This is a genomic window from Paenibacillus sp. FSL M7-0802 (assembly GCF_038004945.1).
GTDB classification, from domain to species: domain Bacteria; phylum Bacillota; class Bacilli; order Paenibacillales; family Paenibacillaceae; genus Paenibacillus; species Paenibacillus polymyxa_B.
This window is the reverse complement of record NZ_JBBOSD010000001.1, coordinates 2,217,870-2,237,258: the sequence shown is the minus strand read 5'-3', so window position 1 is coordinate 2,237,258 and position 19,389 is coordinate 2,217,870. Positions and strand designations below refer to the sequence as shown.

General features: G+C 41.2%; 15 protein-coding genes, 2 tRNA genes and 1 pseudogene. 9 read left to right on the top strand and 9 right to left on the bottom strand.

Translation table 11 applies throughout. From position 1 onward, the window contains the following. Positions 1-159: 159 nt before the first annotated feature. The 3 genes from MHB54_RS10485 to MHB54_RS10475 form a co-directional block, all read right to left on the bottom strand. Positions 160-1,911, bottom strand: coding sequence for a methyl-accepting chemotaxis protein (locus tag MHB54_RS10485; protein WP_023986749.1), 1,752 nt, complete (start codon positions 1,909-1,911; stop codon positions 160-162). A gap of 164 nt (positions 1,912-2,075) precedes the next feature. Continuing rightward, the gene (locus tag MHB54_RS10480) at positions 2,076-3,107 is read right to left on the bottom strand and encodes a ribonucleotide-diphosphate reductase subunit beta (protein WP_023986750.1); all 1,032 of its coding nucleotides are present in this window, start codon (positions 3,105-3,107) and stop codon (positions 2,076-2,078) included. Between the two features lie 20 nt (positions 3,108-3,127). After that, positions 3,128-5,461, bottom strand: a complete 2,334-nt coding sequence (locus MHB54_RS10475; RefSeq protein ID WP_028541188.1) for a ribonucleoside-diphosphate reductase subunit alpha — start codon at positions 5,459-5,461, stop codon at positions 3,128-3,130. Between the two features lie 526 nt (positions 5,462-5,987). Between MHB54_RS10475 and MHB54_RS10470 the strand changes: the two genes are divergently transcribed. The 3 genes from MHB54_RS10470 (at position 5,988) to MHB54_RS10460 (ending at position 8,158) form a co-directional block, all read left to right on the top strand. After that, positions 5,988-6,335 (top strand): MTH1187 family thiamine-binding protein, encoded by a 348-nt coding sequence (locus MHB54_RS10470; protein ID WP_013308518.1) that lies wholly within the window; start codon positions 5,988-5,990, stop codon positions 6,333-6,335. Positions 6,336-6,408: 73 nt separating this feature from the next. Next, positions 6,409-6,480: transfer RNA gene (locus tag MHB54_RS10465), tRNA-Thr, on the top strand. A 256-nt stretch (positions 6,481-6,736) separates the two neighbouring features. Beyond that, positions 6,737-8,158, top strand: coding sequence for a transcriptional regulator (locus MHB54_RS10460; protein ID WP_340981592.1), 1,422 nt, complete (start codon positions 6,737-6,739; stop codon positions 8,156-8,158). A 318-nt stretch (positions 8,159-8,476) separates the two neighbouring features. On the opposite strand, the gene MHB54_RS10455 is transcribed toward MHB54_RS10460, so the two are convergent. Both MHB54_RS10455 and MHB54_RS10450 read right to left on the bottom strand, forming a co-directional pair. Further along, on the bottom strand, positions 8,477-9,652 hold the full coding sequence (locus tag MHB54_RS10455; protein ID WP_076158847.1) for an MFS transporter: 1,176 nt from the start codon (positions 9,650-9,652) through the stop codon (positions 8,477-8,479). A 24-nt stretch (positions 9,653-9,676) separates the two neighbouring features. Then, on the bottom strand, positions 9,677-10,495 hold the full coding sequence (locus MHB54_RS10450; protein ID WP_023986754.1) for a MerR family transcriptional regulator: 819 nt from the start codon (positions 10,493-10,495) through the stop codon (positions 9,677-9,679). A gap of 309 nt (positions 10,496-10,804) precedes the next feature. Here MHB54_RS10450 and MHB54_RS10445 point away from each other — a divergent pair. After that, positions 10,805-10,865: transfer RNA gene (locus tag MHB54_RS10445), tRNA-Thr, on the top strand. A 298-nt stretch (positions 10,866-11,163) separates the two neighbouring features. Here MHB54_RS10445 and MHB54_RS10440 read toward each other — a convergent pair. Next, positions 11,164-11,682 (bottom strand): DUF3231 family protein, encoded by a 519-nt coding sequence (locus MHB54_RS10440; protein WP_023986755.1) that lies wholly within the window; start codon positions 11,680-11,682, stop codon positions 11,164-11,166. Between the two features lie 291 nt (positions 11,683-11,973). On the opposite strand from MHB54_RS10440, the pseudogene MHB54_RS10435 reads away from it, so the two are divergent. The 3 genes and pseudogenes from MHB54_RS10435 (at position 11,974) to MHB54_RS10425 (ending at position 14,253) form a co-directional block, all read left to right on the top strand. Continuing rightward, positions 11,974-12,623: pseudogene (locus MHB54_RS10435) on the top strand (glycosyltransferase). 494 nt (positions 12,624-13,117) lie between these two features. Continuing rightward, positions 13,118-13,999 (top strand): glycosyltransferase family 2 protein, encoded by an 882-nt coding sequence (locus MHB54_RS10430; protein WP_254348740.1) that lies wholly within the window; start codon positions 13,118-13,120, stop codon positions 13,997-13,999. 146 nt (positions 14,000-14,145) lie between these two features. Continuing rightward, entirely contained in the window at positions 14,146-14,253 is a 108-nt protein-coding gene (locus MHB54_RS10425; protein WP_023986758.1) for a hypothetical protein, read from the top strand. Between the two features lie 276 nt (positions 14,254-14,529). Here MHB54_RS10425 and MHB54_RS10420 read toward each other — a convergent pair whose 3' ends face one another. The 3 genes from MHB54_RS10420 to MHB54_RS10410 form a co-directional block, all read right to left on the bottom strand. After that, positions 14,530-15,651, bottom strand: a complete 1,122-nt coding sequence (locus MHB54_RS10420) for an SPRY domain-containing protein (RefSeq protein WP_076295426.1) — start codon at positions 15,649-15,651, stop codon at positions 14,530-14,532. Between the two features lie 184 nt (positions 15,652-15,835). After that, positions 15,836-16,477: a hypothetical protein gene (locus MHB54_RS10415; RefSeq protein WP_076295425.1), complete on the bottom strand. Its 642-nt coding sequence runs from the start codon at positions 16,475-16,477 to the stop codon at positions 15,836-15,838. 278 nt (positions 16,478-16,755) lie between these two features. Further along, positions 16,756-17,751 (bottom strand): SPRY domain-containing protein, encoded by a 996-nt coding sequence (locus MHB54_RS10410; protein WP_023986763.1) that lies wholly within the window; start codon positions 17,749-17,751, stop codon positions 16,756-16,758. Positions 17,752-18,043: 292 nt separating this feature from the next. Here MHB54_RS10410 and MHB54_RS10405 point away from each other — a divergent pair, with 292 nt between their 5' ends. After that, positions 18,044-18,337 carry a hypothetical protein gene (locus MHB54_RS10405; protein ID WP_081047439.1) on the top strand — a complete coding sequence of 98 codons (294 nt, stop codon included), beginning with the start codon at positions 18,044-18,046 and terminating at the stop codon, positions 18,335-18,337. A gap of 196 nt (positions 18,338-18,533) precedes the next feature. Next, positions 18,534-19,349, top strand: coding sequence for a DUF2935 domain-containing protein (locus MHB54_RS10400; RefSeq protein WP_023986765.1), 816 nt, complete (start codon positions 18,534-18,536; stop codon positions 19,347-19,349). Positions 19,350-19,389 lie beyond the last annotated feature (40 nt).

Sequence of the window (19,389 nt, the reverse complement as noted above, 5' to 3'; positions counted from 1 at the left end):
GAATACACACTTCTAGGTTATATGTATGCACCTACTCGGATAAAGGTGAACTCTGCTTGGCTTTCAAAACATAAAAATGGAGCACTCGCTACGTTTGCGAATGCTCCATTTTAGTTTACTTCTTTTCGTTCAGTTGAACTGAACCCAACGTAATATTTATTATTCAGCGTTTTTTACCCGGAACTGGTCAGCATGACGCTGCAGATTGTTTGATAGTGTGGTCAGATTGCGGGCTACTTCGGATAGTTCTTTTACCGCTAGAGCCTGCTTCTGAGCGCTTGCTGATACATCTTCTGTCATTCCGGCAGTCTGCTGTGCCGCGCTGGCTGTGTGATTTAAATGTTGATCTACGCTGTGACGTACCTCTTGCATCTCTGCCGTCAATTGAGCCAGATGTGCAGCTAACTCCTGAACTTCCTGTGAAACCTGGGTGACTTTGTCAACAGACTGTAGACATACCGAAATTTGTACTTCTTGTTCATTGACGGTCTTTATGTTTTCATCAAATTGATCACCCATTTGCTCAATTTGCTCAACAAAGCTTCTTAAGATTTCATCGATTTCACGAATCGATATGGCGGATTGCTGGGCAAGTTGTCCCATTTCATGAGCGACCACAGAAAAACCCTTGCCAGCTTCGCCTGCACGTGAGGCTTCAATAGAGGCATTAAAGGACAAAATCTGCGTCTGCTTTACGATGCCCTGTACCTGCTGACCGATGTTAGCCGCCTCGCGGGATTTTTCGGTTAACGCGTGTGACATGCGCTGCATCTGCTTGATACGCAAGGCGCTTTCTCGTCCTTTCTCTAATAACAGTTCATGCTCACTAGCTACCTGATTACGAACCTCATTGAGATGATGGGCCGTATCCGTAAATTGTTGCACATGGCTTCCGACTTCATCCAGCGTTTGTCCTAATCGATCAGATTGTTGAACCGATTCCACCGCTTGATCCGCTTGGTTAATAGAGACATCGGCAATTTGCTGGAGTGTACGGGACAGTTCCTCAGTCTGGTGGAGTGTTCCTTCCGTTGTCACGACGATATTCTCCGATGCGTGCTGGAGTGTACTTGAACTGCTTTGAATATCCACAATCATATTCGACATGGCTTCCACCATTTTGTTCGTCAATTTGCTGATTTCGCCTAACTGATCATATGTTACTTGCGACGATGTAACCGTAAGGTTGCCGTCGGCTACTTGCTCCAGTGTATTTTTAATAAATCTCACCTGACGCAGTATCCGTCGGGTTACCAGCATCATAGCCGCGATTGAGATGATCAGAATGATGGAGATAACAGGGATAACTAATCGGTAGGCCTCGGGCAAGGTATGTTCGTATACTTCAGTCACAGAGGACAGGGATCTGTCGATTCCCAAATATCCAATGATGGTTCCATCGGTATCCTTAATGGGAGTAAAGGAGGAAAACATCGTCCCCCACTCAGGGTCCGTTGTAATATCTGTAGTTACCGTTTCCCCTTGTTTTAATTTCTCTTCCGTTTCTTTAAGGGTAAAACTTACAGGAGTTCCGAATGGACTGTAGTCTTTGTCGTCCCATGCGGCTCCATCCACTGTAATTTTCCACTCATTTCCAACCCGGTTGTACATATAGATGTACAGGATTCCAGTTTGCAACCTGAGCGTATTTAACTCGTTCCGAAGCTGCTTATACTCGCTGCTTTGCTCAGATGAATTAGTGTTTAAGCTCTTGACTGCGGACTTGTCCAGTAACTGGGCCGTGTTCTTTGCCAGCGTTTCATTGTTTAGCTGCATGGTTGATAGAGAAGCATTTTGGATAGATTGATTGGTCGTCCACAGAACAATAACGCCAATCACTATTAAAGGAATGAGCAAGATGAAGTAGAGTTTGGATTGTAATCCCATTCTTTTTTTAACGCTGCTTTTCATAATATGCTCCTTACTATGTTTTTTCACCTTCATATATATCGTGTACAAATAGGAAAATATGAATAGTAATTCAGATGTTTCATGATTTTTTTGCGTATTTGCGTAAATTCTCATGAAAAAAGCCTTAGCCCGGTAAGTACCGAGTTAAGGCTGTATCTTATAACTTACAAATCGTCAAATCCGTTGTCATCTCCGACCTTGCCATAATTGCGTGATTTTGCTTCAAAAAAGTCCGTTTTTGTCGCATTTAGCGCTTCGTCTGAGAATGGTTTAATCCAAGGCATACAGTTTACATCTACGCCTTCGTACGCTTTGTCCATACCAAGCAATCTCAGGCGCATATTTGCCATGTATTTGATATAATCGCTCAGCTCGTTCAAGTCGATGCCGCGAACCTCTTTGAGCGTATAATGCGCCCAATTCGTTTCCAGCTCCACAGCGCGGTTAATCATACGATAGACATAGTCCGTATTTTCCTTGGTGTTCAGCTCAGGGAAGTCAGACAATAGCTGCTTAAACACTTCAGCAAAAAAGTAGCAATGCTGATTTTCATCACGCTGAATATACGAGATCATTTGGCTGGTTGCCATCATTTTCTGATCACGGGCCAAATTGTAGAAGAAAGCAAATGTACTGTAAAAGAAAATGCCTTCCAGAATCAAATCGGCTACCATCGCTTGGAAAAAGGTTTGTGGGTTCTGCTCATCGCGGAACTCTTGATAAATGTCCGAGATGAATGTGTTACGCTCCAGCAGGACAGGATCGTTTTTCCAGTATTCAAAAATTTCCTTCTGTTCCTGATCTGACACCAAAGAAGACAGAACGTAGGAGTAGGACTGGTTATGCACCACTTCCTGCTGCCCGATAATCGCCGAAATAGCTTCCAGCGAGGAATCGGTAAAATAGCGTTTTACATCCCCGACAAACATCGTTTGCATGGAATCCAGCACAGCCAGCAGGCCGATGTTAATTTTGAAGGTGCGCTGTTCTTCGGCATCCAGCACAGGGAACTGGGACGCGTCCTTGGACATCGGAATTTCATCTGGAATCCAGTGGTTCAGCAGCAGCACTTTATACAGTTTGTACATATGCGGCATCCGAATATCGTTCCAATTCAAAATACCGGAGCTTTCGCCTTCAATAATACGGGTAGAGCGATTTGGCGCTTCCGTGTTAAAAATCTTCTGTAACTGCATGAGAGCTTCTCTCCTTTAGTTTAGGATGCGCAGCTATCACATTCTTCAATCGTCAGTGCGCGGCTGCGTACATAATAGGTCGATTTCATACCTGATTTCCAGGCATGGATGTGCAGCTCTAAAAATTCAGTTGCTTTAATATCGGGACGTACATACAGGTTAAAGCTTTGGCCTTGGTCAATATGACGCTGACGTGCAGAAGCCATGTTGATCGAAGCGTGTTGATCCAGCAAGAAAGCTGTCTTGTAGTACCAGATGGTTTTCTCGTTCAAATCCGGTGCTGGGTTAGCGATCTTGTAAGTTGTTTTCTCTTCATAGGAAAGCAGCTCGTACAATGGATCAATGCTGGCAGTAGAGCCTGCGATGATAGATGTGGAACCGTTAGGCGCGATGGCGAACAGCCATGCGTTGCGGACACCGTTTTGTTTGACTTCTTCCGCAAGCTCGCTCCACTCGGACGTAGTGACAAATTTGCCTTCACGTGTACCGTCCGTATAGCCACGGGAAGTGAAATAGTGCCCGCTAGACCAGTCAGAACCCTCGAATTTCGCATAACGGCCTTTTTCTTTCGCTAGCTCCATGCTGGATTTGACTGCCAGGTAGTTAATCTTTTCATACAAATGATCGTTATAGGTTACCGCTTCATCGGATTCCCAACGGATACCTTCCAGTGCGAGTAGATGATGCAGTCCAAATGTACCTAGACCGACAGCGCGATATTGGCTGTTCGTATATTGTGCTTGCAGCACTTCAATGTTGTTGATATCAATAACATTATCCAGCATACGTACCTGAATCGGTACGAGGCGATCCAGCACACCTGCCGGAACCGCACGAGCCAGATGGATGGAGTTCAGGTTGCAAACAACAAAGTCGCCAGGAATTTTGGAAATAACAATGCGTGTTTGTCCGTCCTTGGTGACCAGTTCTTCTTTTTCCACTACAGTTGCAGATTGGTTTTGCATAATTTCCGTACACAGGTTGGAGGAATATACCATACCATGGGCGCGGTTCGGGTTGGCCCGGTTTACCGTATCACGATAGAACATGTACGGTGTACCTGTTTCCAGTTGTGATTTCATCAGGCGCTTCATGATGTCGATGGCAGGCACTGTAATACGAGAGAGAATGGGATGCTGTGACGCCTCCTCATACTTTTCGCGGAAGGTACCTGAACCGAAGGTTTCATCATAAAAATCTTCCAGGCCCAGTGGACGACCCTTGTCATCTTTCCAGCCCATCACCTTCTTCACTTCATGCGGACAGAACAGATTCCATTCGCCCCGTGCTTCGACCCGCTCCATGAACAGATCGGGTAGACATACGCCGTGGAACACGTCATGTGCACGCATCCGCTCGTCACCGTTGTTCAGCTTCAGGTCAAGGAACGCGAGGATGTCCTTATGGAATACGTCCAGATATACGGCAATTGCACCTTTGCGAGTACCCAATTGGTCTACGCTAACAGCTGTATTGTTCAGCTGACGAATCCACGGAATGACGCCAGAACTTGTATTTTTATGTCCACGGATATCGGACCCGCGCGCCCGTACTTTACCGAGGTACACGCCGATGCCGCCGCCCATTTTGCTAAGACGGGCTACATCCGTATTGGAGTCGAAAATACCTTCCAGCGAGTCGTCTACGGTGTCGATAAAGCAGCTGGAGAGCTGTCCGGCCACCTTTTTTCCGGCATTGGACATGGTTGGTGTAGCTGCCGTCATGTACATGTTGCTCATCGCCCAGTATGCTTCCTTGACCAGCTCCATACGCTTGTCGGCAGGCTCTTGGTGCATCAGGTACATCGCGATGATCATGTAGCGTTCTTGCGGCAGTTCCATTACGCGTCCATCAAAATCATTGGCCAAATAGCGCTCAGACAGCGTTAATAGCCCGATATAATCGAACAGCAGGTCATTTTTCGGCAATATGGAATCGCCCAGCTCATCAATCTGCTCCTTGGTATAGTAGTCGAGCAGTTCTTGACGGTAAATTCCTTTTTGGACCAAATCGGTAATCAGCGGATAAAAAGCGCCGTAAGGCTCGTCCGCATAGGATTTGTAACGTCGGTGAGTAGCAGCTTTTTTATACAAGGAAGTGAGCAAAGCACGTGCAGCGGCAAATTTCCAGTCCGGTTCTTCCTTACTAACCAATTCAAGGGCAGCCATCGCAAACGCGTTGCTGATGTCATCCCCCGTGACTTCGTCCCGGCGCAGCTTGCTAGTTACACCGCGAATGAGACGATCTTTATCCAGCTTGTCCAGCCCGCTGAGTACACGGTCGGCATATACGGAAATGCGTATTTCATCAAAAGCCAACTGGCGATTGTTTGGTTTGGTTACGAGTTGTGGCATAGGATTAATTCCTCGCTTTCCTGATTTGGAATCATACTTGGGAATAGCATGAAAATGATCATGATGAGAAGATAATGGCGAAAAAAGCGATGGTCAGACAGCATTTGGGGGCTGTATGTAATCCAATAACATAGAAATAGCGATGCACCTGCCAATGAAGGGGGAAAAGATGGTTCCCGTACGATTTATCGGCTACATCACTATATTTAGACGTGTTATGAATATTTAACCCAACATATTGTGTGTATAAACTTAAAATTTCAAATAAGTGCAAGGAGTATTATAGCAACATTCGAAGCCATACGTAAAGGAAAAGGAATGGAAAATCAAAATATGCAGAGAAGTCGCGGGCTGTATTTGAATTGAGGCAGTTTGAACGGTACAATGAATGATAAAGATGTTTCCTACAGAAACAAGCAGCATACATATGAACTTTTTTTGTGAAATAAGGTTGCTCGTTCTATCGGACTGAGGTTTTAGATTTTTAAAGAAGTGACGATTTTAAATTAAAAGGAGGAACTTGGCGATGGCTATTGCAGAAGTGACAGTGATCCCGATTGGAACGGGGAGTACAAGCCTGAGCGACTACGTTGCCCAGATGCAAAAAGTGTTGAAGACGCAAAAAGGAATTACCTATGAGCTTACCTCCATGAGTACGATTATTGAAGGTTCGTTGGACGATGTGTTCACCGCCATTGCTGCGCTGCACGAAGCGCCATTCCTGTCTGGAGCTAAGCGTGTTTCCACCTCGGTCAAAATAGATGATCGCCGTGACAAGCCTTCCTCCAGCCACCAAAAGCTCCGTTCCGTCGCAGAGAAACTATCGGGCACCGCGACAGGAAATGTTACCGAACTAAATCCAAATCCTAGTTGAAAAAGTTGATGTAAGTGATTGATTTTTATGTAACTAAGAGTATAATAGTTTTTGTTGTCAGTTACACTGACCTGCTGGTGTAGCTCAGGGGTAGAGCAACGCACTCGTAATGCGTAGGCCGGGGGTTCAATTCCCTTCACCAGCATAGCTATAAACTCAAGCACAGCGCGGCTTCCAAGCTTTTGGAGGGCGCGCTTTTTTGTGGTTTTGGACAATCTTCTACGCTGAGGTCTTTTTAGTAGGATTATTATGCTATATATAATTAGTTCTTTGTTTTGTTTCATGCTAAAAATCGAATTCTTACATTAGTTGCATAGTATATTGACAGGTGGTTAATTTTGGTGAAAAATGAAGTATGTTTTTAAAAATTATGGAAAGTTTATGCGAAGGGTGGCTATGGCATGAAGCATACACCTACGATACGAGCAGAATTAGACAGATACTTAAAACAAGAGAGCATGAGTCTAACGCAATTCGGGCATATAGCAGGCATGAATAGGGGAATAGTAAGTGCTATTGTGACGGGGAATAAGTCTATGTCTGTTAACCAGCTTGACCTAATTACTGAAGCTATGGATTTACCGGAGGGCTACTTTTACGACTTATTTATAGAAAACTACATCATCGACACTCCCCCGAATATGAGACGAATCGAGCCGTTTTTGTTTCGCTGTGGGGAGTTGGACAAGCTGGATGCGATCCGTCGAGTGGTGGGAAGCATTATGGACAACGTACTCTATTCGCCTAAACTATTTGATATAGCAGAAGTACTATTAGCACAGGGACGACATGAGGCTGCATTGCTGCTCTATGAGGGCGTAGCTGAAGCGGAGAAGTACCAACATTCTGAACGTTTAGCCATCTGTCAATATCGTATATTCACGATTCAAGTTGGAGACGATCAAAGTCGCAATCTCAGTGCAGCTACGATATTTGAAGCTTTTATTGAACGCCTAGATGAAATAGACCAGCTTGATGCATTGAAGGACTTGGCTAATGTGTACAGGTCTTTGCGTAAATGGAACAAGGTAGATGAAGCGGCGAAAAAAATGAAGCAGAAGGCGAAAGCTCAATATTCGCTAAAACATCAACAAGAGAGTCGAGAGCGTGATGAGTCTGCCAAGAAGCTAAGTCGCCCGTTGTTTGTATATATTTCATATGCCGATTTATTGTGTGCAAGTGTCTGTGAAGCCCAAGGCGACTATCAACAAGCTCTAGATTATACATACACCTACGCTAATCTAGATTGGGTCAAAGAGACTGACGACGACACTCAACACTGGGTTAGCTTGTTTAAAAGTTGGGCAGAAGGTAATACTTACGTATATAAACTGTTGTCAGGAGATATAAGTGTGCTTCAAGATTATGTTGAATATATTGCAGTGACATCAGCCACTAACGAGAATGAGAAAATCTCAAAACTGTTGAATGTTATAATTTCAGCAAACCAATATAACATAGATGTGGAAGGTATACTTCAACAATTTGAAGCCGAAATAAACGCTTTTGCACAACAGCAACCATCATCAGATGATATGTATACCCAACAGGTGATACCGGATTATATCGCGTGGTTTGGTTACGAGTTAGCTTATTATTATTTACATCGAGGCTCTTACATTGATGGTTTTAAACATTTGATGTATGCAATGGTAAGTTATCATACATTAAATAATGAGACTAATTTTATAAACTGTATGGGTTTGTTTTTACATTTTCGGGATTATGCAGTTTCAGAAACTAAAGCAGCATTTTTAAATTTCATTGAAAAGGTGTGGATGACCAATGTTAAAAAAAATGGTACTGCTGATCATCGCGGCTAGCTTTTTGTTTATTGTTACTGTGCCGGATCAAGCCCTTAACCACCACAATAGTATTCAGCCTTACGTTACCATTGGAGGTGCTTAAACGTAAGCAAAGCAAATCCCCGCTAACCTTAACTGGTCGGCGGGGATTTTTGTTGAAGGAATTACTACATCGTTCACCGAATGAATTATCAAGGTGATCAGCATGAATCATACATATAAAGTGTCAAAATCGGATATAGAACTGTTTGCAGCTACATTAAGCTAGGATCTGTATTTTAAGACGATATATACCATCTTTGAAATTGCACTGGATGTGGGTGTCCAGTCCATTTCTTATTTAGTAACAATAGGGGTTCCAGTCCTACTGCTCATTTTTTTAAATAGTAAGATGGCAAGAAGTAAAGCTATGCTTACAGCGGCAAAACCCAGCCAATTCAAATATAGGACAGATGTACGACTGATGACTAGCCCGCCTAATCCAGATCCCAGTGCAAAACCAAATTGGATGAACGAAGTATTTACGCTAAGAGCAATGTCCGGATTTCGAGGCGCCAGAGTAACCAGATAAAGTTGCTGGGCCGGGGAAATACTCCAAGTTGCTAACATAAAAATCATTAAAACCAAGATTAATACCAAGAGATTGACTCCGGCTAGAGCGAATAAAAGAAGAGTCGCCCCTTGTAAGATGAGCCCGAGACAAATGGTAAATTTCGATCCCTTTGCATCTGCCAATTGTCCGCCCACTCTTGATCCGACAAAGCTGCAAATGCCCGCCAGGAACAGAACACCGCTAATTTCTGTCATGGAAAGAGAGGACGTGGCTTGCAAGAAAGGCGTAATATAAGTAAACAGTGTAGAATAGCCGCCGACATAAAATAACGTAATAACCAAGGCCATCAGAATGGTTGGATTTCTTAAAATAGAGAGCTGCATTCTTAGGGTAACCTTTTCTTCTTCTTTGATTGCCGGAACTTTTTTATAGATGATAAGTAATGGAAGAACACTTAATAATCCGATTAAAACAAATAGCACTCTCCATCCAAACATCTCACTAAAAAATGTGCCCATGGGAACACCGAGCACGAGCGAACTGCTAAGCCCCATCAAAATAATACCGATGGCATTGCCCCTTTTTTCTTTTTCAACGAGTCGTGTCGCTACTGCCATGGCTACAACGGTAGCGATTCCTCCGCTAGCCCCTTGGATAATTCGTATCCATAGTACTGTTTCATAAGCAAGATCTACAAACATAAGTCCGTTGCTGGCAATAAACACACCAAGGGTGGTCATTAGTAGTTTCTTGCGATCTGCATTGATCGTTAATGCAATCAAAATCGGAGCGACAATGGCCGCGGCGAGAGCAAACACAGTCACCAATAACCCAGCTTCTGAAGTAGATACTCCCAAGTCCACAGCGATCATCTTAATGACTCCCGTAATAATATATTCAATGGTTCCAATCAGAAAAACAGCCAGTGCCAGGACATAGATGATCCGTTTATTTTTCAATTTACCCCACTCCACCTTCTTCAGTTATCTATTTATAATGGGAATTTGTATTTCTATGAATTGTGCATCTCGTTCTGGAGTTAACGGTAAGTATAGTTCCCTACCTAATTCGTTTTCCTTGATCTGATAGTTATTTTTCTCAATCCATTTAGCTAAATGAACACAGGCCGCACCATCAAATTTTGAATTTGAATGAAAAGCCATTGTAGCCATCATCGGTTCAGGAGGAAGAGTCCGTAGCCGAAACGGTTCTGGAAATGACCGCAGCTCACAGGTTAAAAAATAACCGACTTCAAACTCAAACTCATCCTCTTTTCCGTCGATGTCTTTCCACAAAACAACCTGAGGGCCTTGGATCAGCTGGCGAATTTCCGTTGTTAATAACTGATCAAATTGACGAAACAAATCCGGAATGTCCTCTTCTTTCCCGCATGTTTTCTGATAAAAAAACGATTGAGCACCATCTGCTTTGACTCTGATTTCTTGACCCGTTTCGAATTGCCCCTCTTTTTCTATAAGCTGCATACGTTCCTCAATCCTGACGAGTTTGGCTTGTTCCGTATCGATGATATGCTGGATTTCGCTTCTTTTCAGCTTAAACATGCCTTGAATATTCTCCAATGAAATATCTTCCTGAAGCAGCTGTTTAATTTGGGGCAATGTAAAACCCAATTCCTTATAGATTAAGATTCGGTTGAGCTCAAGAAGCTGATCTGCGGAATAGTAACGGTAGCCCGTATCGTAATCCACTTTTCTCGGCTTAAGTATGCCAATCTGGTCGTAATAACGCAGTGTTTTTAAGGAGACCTTGCTTAGCCTGGAAAATGCACTGATTTTGAACAAAATATCATCTCCAATCTATAACATAATGTGAGTATACAGTTTCCCGTGCAGGGGAAAGTCAAGGATGTGAATGCTTTTCCTTTTTATAGCTAAGATCGACTGCCATCCTTGTCACCACTCTATGGATTTTGTTGGTTCAAGCCTTAGTAATTGAGTTAATCTATCTATTGAAAAATACTTCCAAAAGATGCTTTTATTTATTCGAGAAATTTCTCTCATGCCGATTGTAGCACTAGCTATGGCCTAACTGTCCTTTAGCGAACAAAAGGATGCCACTTATCACGGCATCCTCTAGATATTCATTAATCTATCTGAACTGTACCGGAACGCACTCGTAATGCGTAGGCCGGGGGTTCAATTCCCTTCACCAGCATTCAATGAAACTCAAGCACAGCATGGCTTCCAAGCTTTTTGGAGGACGTGCTTTTTTGTTAGAGGGAGCATTCTTCTCCCAATCAATTCATATTATAACTACAATTGCATGCGCCCTTAACTTTAGGATTGTTATCTCCTTATATCTTACAAAGGAGACATCTACTCAAAATATCAAACGGTGAAGTTAAGTAAATACTCTAAATAAGATTAAATCCCCGCAAACCTTAACTGGTCGGCGGGGATTTTTGTTGAACAATCTAAGGAACGGTGTGTTGAAGAATCGTACAGGAAATTTAGGCTTTAACTGGTTCAGGTCTTTTTAATTGAAGAGGAGGAGGTATTAGCCAACCCTTTTCTTTGTTCATTTTTAGAATACGGACTCCCAAAGCAGTCTTAGTTAGATGATATTTTGCAAATAAAGCCCCGATGTCTTCTCTAATGGATTGACCCATAGCTTGGCTGCAAGATGTCAATCCCACAGAGGTATCTAATGCGATTTTAGCTGCAATTTCGGGATCAGTAAACCTTGCACCAACCGGGATATCCTCAAGTTTCACAGGGGGTCTTTCAGGCAAAATAGGAGCTGGGGCAATCCCATTATCAGTAAGCATTGCGTCGCATTCTTGGATTTCCAGTTTAGCTTGATCAATAAGATCATCCAGTATTTTTTTGAGTTCCTTGTCTCCTGCGTGGTTTAAACATGCTTGGTAAAATGAAACGCTGCCTTTCGCTAACGCTGACAACTGCCACACACTATAAATTTCTCCGTAATGCATGGGCTCGTCTTTTGGATTCCCGCTTAGGATACCCATTATAAAACCACTCCTTGTTTATTTTAATGATGTACAAATTTATGATTCCCAGTAGTAAAGAATTAATGTGTGTATATGAAATAAGTTCTATTGGGCATGCTAAATACGTATGTTGAAAAAATGAAGATAATGGTTGTTGTTGCATTAATGATTTCATGTTTTGAAGCGTATATAAAGTCGCTCTGCTGGCTAATCACCGGCAGGCTTTTTTTGTGTTTTGAATTAAAAACGGATATTTGAACCATAATAAGACAGCCTGTTTTATTCCAAAAGTACAGAGGAGCAGATGAATTGAAAAACAAATGGCTGTTGGCATTGCCGTTAACCTTGGCGCTCGTTTTTAGCATGACTCCGTTAGTAGTCGCGCAAGCGAAGGTAGGGGAGGAGAAGGATTCTACTTGCCTAAGTTCCAAAATGGTGCAACTGAAAGGCGATATGCAGAAGGTATGGATCGACCATACGATATGGACGAGGAACTATATTGTCAGCGCCATATCTAATCTTCAAGATCAGAAGGACGTATTGGACCGGCTTTTACGGAACAGCAAGATATAGGCAATGTGATCAAGCCTTATTATGGGGAAGCCGCTGGTAATAAGCTGACTGATCTTCTGAGGGAGCATATTCTAATCGCAGGGAAAATTGTAGCGGCTGCTAAAGCGGGTAATCAGGCGGATGTGAAAAAGCTAGAGGCGGATTGGCGTACAAACGCCGATGATATCGCCAAATTTTTAAGTGCAGCGAATCCGAACTGGCAGTTTAAAACACTACAAGATATGCTGTATACGCACCTTCAGTTGATTACGGAATTAGTCCTTGACTATATCAAAGGAGATTGGAAAGCGGGTATTGCATCAACCGATAAAAACGAGATCCATATGATTCATTTAGCGGACATCCTGACAGAAGGCATTGTCAAACAGTTCCCTAGGAAATTTTAAGTGAGCGCTATAGCTGCAAAGCAGATTAGCTTTCTATAATCACCCCAAAGGGTGGTATAGAAAGCTTTTTTATCGGTTTAATGAATCGTTAATACAACTATGAATGCAGTCGGTATGTCGAACCGAAATACGTTCTCCCACAAGCTCAGTTCTATTGATTCTATTACGAAGCACTCGTAATGCGTAGGCCGGGGGTTGAATTTCCTTCACCAGCATACTATGAAACTCAAGCACAGCGCGGCTTCCAAGCTTTTGGGGACCGCGCTTTTTTGTTCGAGTAAGGATTATTAAACGATAAATCAAACCAGAGTAAGAGTTTGAAGATTTCACTTTATTAGGACCTTTTTTACCAAGAAGCCGCCTCGAAACGTATTCCAATACATATACTTAGAACATAAATATATGAAGAACTAGTTTTCGAGAAAAATAGGGAAGTTGCTTTTATGTAAAATAATATTTTCTTAATTTAAAATGTAGAATGGAGGGAACTTCTTGTGCCACGAGCTTCAGTTATACTGCCAGTTTATAATACTGTGGCTTTTGTTTGGGAAGCAATCCACAGTATTTTAGTTCAAACCTATTCCGATTTTGAATTAATTATTATTGATGATGGCTCAACAGATGGATCTGCTTTTCTTATTTCACAGATAACAGATCCTAGAGTGGTTAAAATCTTTCATAGTACCAATCAAGGTTTGGTCGCTACTTTAAACGAGGGATTCAATAGGGCAACTGGTGAATATATCGTTCGTATGGATAGCGATGATATTTCTACGCCAGATCGATTGGATGTGCAAATATCATTTATGGATCAAAATCCCTTAATTGATGTATGCGGTGCTGCTTTTACTACTTCTAGTGGAGGAGTACTTAAGGTGAATCCGGCCAGTCATGAAGAAATTAAAACATGGTTGTTATTTCATTGCTGTATCTGCCATCCTGTCACAATAATACGCAATAGCATGATACATCGGCTAAACGTTCAATATGATAGTAATTATCCTCATGCCGAAGACTACGAAATGTGGAACCGATTAGCTTCACAGGTACAAATAGCGAACCTCCCCATAAACTTATTGTATTATCGTCAACACAAAGGACAAGTGTCCAATCAACACAAAGCAATACAAGACGCCACTGCTCGGAGAATTCGACAAAGACAGTTTAGCCAGTTGGGTTTGGAATTATCAGATGAAGAGAATCAGATTATGCTGGATATTCTTGAGTTTAAAATTAATCCCTATGATTATCATTGCTACACTAAAGCTGTAGGATTTGCGAATTGGGTGTTGGATCAAAACTGTAAGTATCAGATTTACAATCAGGAACTATTAAGCATGGCTTTTTCACGGTGTATATCCCATCTCCCATATTAACAAAGATATCAGCAAGCGATTGGAAAGTATCCTAATATTCCGCGGGCATACGTAAATAGGGTGTTTTATGTTTACCTGAATGCCCGGTCATAAAACATATTTACACATATATTAAAATGACGACAAAATAAAGGAGGGCTAAAGCTATGAGCGGATGTGCAGGTGCAGCTGTTTGCGGTGTGTGGACTTCTACAGCGGCCATTTTGGTGCTCTATATCCTCTTGGTTATCATCCTTAAATCATGTTGGGTTTAATTTTGTGAAAAGAATTGTATGATAATGACCCATCAATCAAATTCAACGACTTCTTTCTTTCATAATCTACCCGAAATTAGATTAGATAAAAAGCTCTGCTAACCTTATGGGTCGGCAGAGCTTTTATCTTTTGAACAATTTCCTAATCACTTTAAATATATCAAACATGCTGCGATTGTACACCTTATTGTAAGCAACCTTGCGTGGGTTTCTGATCCACTTAAGCCGCGAGGCATCTTGAGTCCTGCACAGTGGACAGTCTACCTCTCTTGTTGTTTATTTCGTTGAATACTCGCTTACTTCAAATGTAAGGATTTTATTGAATATTACGTAGTCCTTACGGTTACTGAATGGACCTTTGTTATTATTATGCTTATCAATGGCAAAGAAAGAAGCACCTCTACCGGCATCTTTAGCATCATACCAAGCGACAAAGGCATTCAGTTCTTTTTTACTCAGATCGAATTCCTTATCCAATCCATTGTCCATCGTTACAATCAAGATGGCACGGTCACCACTAGGTTGTTCTGGTTCGGTTGGATCAGACGGATCGGGCGTGGATTTCTTTACAAAAGCATTTGCTTCATTGGATACAACTTGATCCATGGAGATATTCGCAGAAACTACGTAATAATAGGTAGTGTTTTCTTCAACTTTATTATCAGTATAAGAAGTACCAGAAATATCTGAGGCAATTTCTTCATACGGACCCCCAGGGGCTAGTGCTCTTTCAATTTTATAAGTAGTGACTCCTGTTATTTCATTCCACTGCAATTGAATATTTTCTTCATTCCCTGTTGCATTAAGAGTTAATGAATTTTCAGGTTGTTGGTAGGGGAGGAACCCTTCGGGAATACTGTGCGTGAATGGAGTCGCACCAAAATTTGTGTCAAACGAAAAGCTGCCAGCTGAACCACCTGTGATCGAAGGAGTCACAATCTCTCCTGGAAGATCGCTTGGTTTAAAGGTACTTGTATAAACGAATACACCATTCTTATACCAGCTTATCTTGTCATCATCCATATTCAAAGCCACACCAATAACGTCCTTTAATGTGTAGGTCTTTCCAGAAGAAACGATCCCCGGAAAAGTGTTTCCGTTTGCAGCATAATACATCCAGTTCTGAAGAGCTCCTGCACCTGGTCCATTGTATTGCTTACCTTCACCGACGATACCAATGCCAGTTGTGGTACTTGCTTGAGCTGTTACTGTGACTTCCCAATACCATTTTCCTTTGGTTTTTCCCACACTTGCTTTAGTTCCACTTGAATCTACGGTGGCCGAAACAGACTGGCTCTTTTCCCACACTACGTTTTTTGTAGCAGCGTATGTCGAGGAACTAAAACATATTAGAGTAATAAATCCCAGTAGCAATAATGACGAAATAACTCGTTTCAAAATAATCTCTCCTTATTTATGTATTATTTATGCGAGTTTAGCAGTTTCAATATGTATCGTCTAAACATTTTAATGCATATATTAAATAATAAGTAAAATAATAACTTTTTAACAATGAAACGTAACAGTTTAATTCTGTTTTTGCTTAAAAGAAAAAGCCCCGAAGGGCTTACATGATTAACATTTATTGATTTTCTTTCGCGAGAAAAGAAGCTGCTAACAGTGTAGTATTCGTATAGCCACCTGAAACATTTTCATATGAAAAATTAGCGATAGGAACTCCAATAACTGTAGCAACGTCTCCTTCAAAAATTTCTCCACTTGCTCCCGGATAAACTGCCATTACTGTATTATCATTTTCATCACTAATATAAACGATAGCCGTTGTCCCTATAGGAATGTTATCTTCTTCTATATCTATTACATCCCCGCTTATTTTTACAAATTTGTTTAAGTATAAGTTCAAATTTTTATTTAAGTGTTTTGTTGTTACGGATTTGTCTACTAGATTAATGACTTTGCTTTTATCTGTGGAAGGAAATAAGTCACTGTTTTTAGCAATGAAGTCATAAGAGGTTTGTTCCATAGAAGCTTGATCTTCTGTTAACACGGGTGTTCCATCTTTCAAGAATTCAGCAAATAAATATTGTTTATCTGTGACCTCATTTGTAGATGCTTGCTGAGCAGTATTTTCATTGCTTACTGTTTGTTCAGTAGCAAAGGATGTACTTGAAGACTCAGACCTTGTCGTTGTTTCTTTAAAATTGCTTCCACAAGCTGTTAGAGCTACAGAAAGTAGAGCAATGAATAGAACTTTTTTTAACATGACGAATTCTCCTGTGAGTATCCTCATCGGTTGAGGTAGTTGCTCATTTTATCTTGTTACCTTTATTATCGAATATTAGTGTTGAGTACATAAGCAAAGCACAGCTTCCAGACTTTTTGGAAACCGTGCTTTTTTGTTGAAATAAAATGATTTGCAAACTTTTAGTCTAGAAAACATGTGTCGTCCAGTATAGCAATTTAGGCGTGATTTTGAGATTAGAGTAAATATCAAGAAGGACTTCATTAGCATATTAGCCGATATGAAGTCCTTCATCATGTTTATTTAGTTGAATATTCGCTTACTTCAAATGTGAGAATTTTGTTGAAGATTACGTAGTCTTTGCGATTGCTGAATGGACCTTTGTTGTTATTGTGCTTGTCAATGGCAAAGAAAGAAGCACCTCTACCAGCATCTTTAGCGTCATACCACGCGATGAAGGCATTCAGTTCTTTTTTACTCAGATCGAACTCTTTATCAAATCCATTGTCCATCGTTACAGTCAGAATAGCACGGTCACCAGCTGGTTGGGACCCATCTGTATCCGACGGATCCGGTGTTGTAGACGGATCTGGTGTAGTAGATGGATCAGGCTTTGTAGACGGATCCGGTGTAGTAGATGGATCAGGCTTTGTAGACGGATCCGGTGTAGTAGATGGATCAGGCTTTGTAGATGGATCTGGTGTTGTAGATGTACCCGATTCTTGATAAGGCAAAAATCCTTCAGGAATAGGAGATTTAAAATCACTTGCTCCAAAATTAGCTTCGTAAGTCATTTTTCCACCAGTTCCATTCATGACCATCGGGAAAACCTGTGTTCCTTCTAGTTCAGATGGTTTAACGGTGTTGGCTCCCAGGGAAACGCCATTCTTGTACCAAACAATTTTATCGTTATCTAAGTCCAGTGCAACACCGATAACATCATTAAGTCCAAACATAGGACCATAAGCTGTTCGTACGTCTGATGTAATGTTATTTATAATTTCACCACTATAACCGTAGTATGCTTGATATTTCGGACCAGATTCACCTGTTATTCCTACTACTGAAATACTGTGGCTAACCTTTACTTCCCAATACCATTTTCCTTTTGTTTTTCCCACTGTTGCTTTGTCTCTTGCTCCTACTTCCCCAAGAGAAGTTACTACAGATCCGTTTTTCCAAGTCACATTTGTAGTCTCTGCTTTTGTAACGGTAGGGAACAATGAGAACACCGAAGCTCCAATGAGAAGTGCTAGCACTATTGTTCCTAGTTTTTTGAATATAATATTGTTCATGACTTCCTCCTAAATATATGTAATAACAAGTTAATTATAGAATTAGATTGGGATAATTGTCCAAACATTAAATGATATAAATTCAAATATGAGTATTATTATGGGATTTAATTTTTTTGATGAATACTCTCAATAAATTATAAAATAACTAGTCATTAAATTAGGGGAAACTAGTTGCATCTCTTGTACGATGTGGGTCGAGGGTACGATACTTGATGTTCTGATAGGATCACGGCAGTTTAAGGAGACATCCGGTTAAGCTTCGTAACAAACAATGGATACATACACAGAAATGTTTAAAGCAGAAGGAATCCATTATGGTTCACCGAATGGAATATTTGAGGTGATCATCGTGAAACGCACATATAAAGTATTGAGGACAGACATGGAGTTGTTTGGAGCTGCTTTGGTCCAGGCACATGTATACGTTGTATCCGTTGATGAGGAATTGCGTGTGGCATTTGAGGATTATGGGGGAGTAGTAGAGGAGGTTAAGCCAGAATCAGTTAAGATAGCGGATAAAATTTTTATGCGAGACCAGCTTGAATTTCGAATACACCTAGTATCAGGAGAGCGCCCGGAATGATTAATAACTCCGACGGTCAATAGCTAGTACAGAGAAATATTTCACGTACATAAATAAGGCAACAGAGTTACGAGTCTCAATAGCTCAACTTCGGAATTAGATTAGTATGAGGCGTAAGAATCAATATTCATAATGACAGGGCATATTCCATATGACTAAGTAAGTGCTTTTTTGCTCACATAGAGGAGGGATATGATTGGATGCATTCGTTTCACGCTCATTAGATGAAATACGATTTTGGTCCAGGATCATGAAGGAGCATTCCTTTTTTCTGGGGTTAGGTTTTAGAGCGGAAGATACTCAACTTAAAACAGAAGCCAATCAGTTTTACACTATTTTTGAGGATATCGAGAAAAGGTCGCATGAATTTAATATCGAGACAGATCCTTATACAATCAAAGAGTTTAATACAGAGGTTCAGAATGCGGCGACGAATATTTGGGCATTTAAGAGAATGGTATTGGGCCTTATATTACAATGCAAGCTTCCTGGACAAACCAATTTTCCTTTACTGGTAGATCACATAAGCCGGGAAGCCAATTATTTCAGAAACCGTTTAGGAGAACTCAATTCAGGAAAGCTCGAACCATTACCCGATGCAATTATTGATGAAAATGTATTTTTCTTAAAAATTATGGCCGATCACGCAAAATTTATAGGCCATTTACTTGATCCATCCGAACGTAAACTGGTTGAACAAGCTAGGGAGTTTAGTAATGATTTTGATATGCTGATGTTTCAAGCGATTGACCTAAGTCATATGCGGCCACAGTCACAAACCGTTCCACTCCTGAGTCAATTTGTTGATGAGAACCGTATCTCTGTGAAGTCTTTGCGTGATTTTAAGAAAACAGCGCGTGATTTAATCGACGAGTGCCGAATAAAAAGCATTATCCATCCTTTATTGGCCGATCATGTATTTCGTGAAGCGGAGAGGTTCCTTTTTATTCTCGATATGTTTGATCAATCCTTATCAGGTGTTAAGGTAAATAAGAAAGAAATTATGCACTGAGAGAGCCCTGAAAAAAGAATACAGTTTCTGTAAAATATCC

Coding starts and splice junctions, on each gene's coding strand:
- MHB54_RS10460 (WP_340981592.1), top strand. CDS start 6,737: ATGAAGCATACACCTACGATACGAGCAGAATTAGACAGATACTTAAAA.
- MHB54_RS10405 (WP_081047439.1), top strand. CDS start 18,044: ATGTTTAAAGCAGAAGGAATCCATTATGGTTCACCGAATGGAATATTT.
- MHB54_RS10485 (WP_023986749.1), bottom strand. CDS start 1,911: ATGAAAAGCAGCGTTAAAAAAAGAATGGGATTACAATCCAAACTCTAC.
- MHB54_RS10410 (WP_023986763.1), bottom strand. CDS start 17,751: ATGAACAATATTATATTCAAAAAACTAGGAACAATAGTGCTAGCACTT.
- MHB54_RS10440 (WP_023986755.1), bottom strand. CDS start 11,682: ATGGGTATCCTAAGCGGGAATCCAAAAGACGAGCCCATGCATTACGGA.
- MHB54_RS10480 (WP_023986750.1), bottom strand. CDS start 3,107: ATGCAGTTACAGAAGATTTTTAACACGGAAGCGCCAAATCGCTCTACC.
- MHB54_RS10425 (WP_023986758.1), top strand. CDS start 14,146: ATGAGCGGATGTGCAGGTGCAGCTGTTTGCGGTGTGTGGACTTCTACA.
- MHB54_RS10415 (WP_076295425.1), bottom strand. CDS start 16,477: ATGTTAAAAAAAGTTCTATTCATTGCTCTACTTTCTGTAGCTCTAACA.
- MHB54_RS10470 (WP_013308518.1), top strand. CDS start 5,988: ATGGCTATTGCAGAAGTGACAGTGATCCCGATTGGAACGGGGAGTACA.
- MHB54_RS10475 (WP_028541188.1), bottom strand. CDS start 5,461: ATGCCACAACTCGTAACCAAACCAAACAATCGCCAGTTGGCTTTTGAT.